The following is a 1,506-nucleotide window of genomic DNA, read 5'->3' as shown; positions in this document are numbered from 1 at the left end:
ATGCGAGTTGTTTATGACAAAAATCTCCTGGCTAAGTTCAGAACTCAATTATTTGGTACGTCTTTGTTGTGGGGGATTGGCGTTTTTCTTTGCTGTGACTGCGGAGTTAACTGCAGCAGAAATGGCTAAACCGCAGATTCAACTAGCAAAAGAATATGAACAGCAGCGCATTACTAAATTATCTGATTACTTAATAAGTGAAAAACTCGATGGGGTAAGGGGCTATTGGAATGGCTCCGATATGTTGTCTCGCTCAGGCAGAGTCATCAATGTACCCAATTGGTTTGTTGAAGGTTTCCCAAACTACCCCATTGACGGCGAGCTATGGATTGATCGTAATCATTTCGAACAAGTCTCGGCTATTGTCCGCAAGAATAACGCCAGCAAAGCAGAGTGGCAGCAAGTCAGCTTTATGGTTTTTGATCTGCCAGCGGAAAGTATGCCTTTTATAGAACGATATGAAAAAGCACTGGCTGATTTATCACAGATTAGTCCCTACATTCACGTTATTGAGCAGTTCTCAATTGATGACCAAGCTGAATTAGATACAAGGCTTAATGTTATCGTTGAGGCAAATGGTGAAGGTTTGATGCTGCATCGAAAAACGGCGCATTACCAAATTGGGCGCAGTAATGACATTGTTAAATTAAAACCTGTTTACGACGCAGAAGCTGTTGTTTTAGCGCATCAGCAAGGGAAGGGTAAATACACTGGCATGATGGGGGCATTATTGGTTGAAAGTATGCAGGGAAAACGATTTAGTATTGGCAGCGGCTTTACTGATGAAGAGCGCCGCAATCCACCAAAGGTGGGTAGCATTATAACGTTTAAATACTACGGTAAAACACAAAAAGGCACCCCTCGATTTGCGAGTTTTTTGCGAGTTAGAGATCCATTTTAATTCACCGTTTCACCCTTTAATTAGCTGCAAGGCTATTTATTTCTTACTGCTATTTCAGTATGTTATTCGCACTAATATTTTATATCTTACTGGCAAAACCTTAACTAGCAGTGTTAAAGGCAGCGAAGTGCATACTTGGGAGAAGGCATTGATTAAGTATAAGCAGCGTAGAAAATACAAATACAACCTACATTCAGAATTAATCTATGAGACAGGTCTGTCTGTTAAAGTACCTATTGCCAATCTTTTTCTTGAGATCAACGCCAGCGGCCGCTTAATTATAAAGGCAGGTTACGCATGGGATGGGCCAAGTAGCCCGGCAATAGACAGCAAAAACTTTATGCAAGGTTCCTTAATTCATGACGCGTTATATCAGCTTATGAGAGATCAGGTGTTACCACCGTCGGATAGAAAACGGGTTGATGCAATCCTTAAAGAGGTGTGCTTGCAAGATGGCATGTCAGCATTTAGAGCATGGTATGTCTACCAAGGTGTGAGATTCGGGGGGGCAAAGTCGGCTGAGCCCGACCTTTTAAGTGCGCCGTAACAGGCGTGTTTATCAGCTAAGTTTATGCGGTGGTAAGCCCTTAGAGCTGTAGACTCTT

General features: G+C 42.3%; 2 protein-coding genes. Both read left to right on the top strand.

Annotated elements, in window-relative coordinates:
- Positions 1 to 901 (top strand): DNA ligase (locus CXF82_RS01385; RefSeq protein ID WP_257982709.1); only part of this gene is annotated, 901 nt, incomplete at its 5' end.
- Complete coding sequence (locus CXF82_RS01380) at positions 867 to 1,448, top strand: DUF1353 domain-containing protein (protein ID WP_257982708.1); 582 nt, start codon at positions 867 to 869, stop codon at positions 1,446 to 1,448. The genes CXF82_RS01385 and CXF82_RS01380, both read left to right, overlap by 35 nt.
- Positions 1,449 to 1,506 lie beyond the last annotated feature (58 nt).

The organism is Shewanella sp. GutDb-MelDb, from assembly GCF_002836075.1.
Classification (GTDB): domain Bacteria; phylum Pseudomonadota; class Gammaproteobacteria; order Enterobacterales; family Shewanellaceae; genus Shewanella.
The sequence above is the reverse complement of the archived record's forward strand: the minus strand, read 5'-3'. Positions and strand labels throughout refer to the sequence as shown.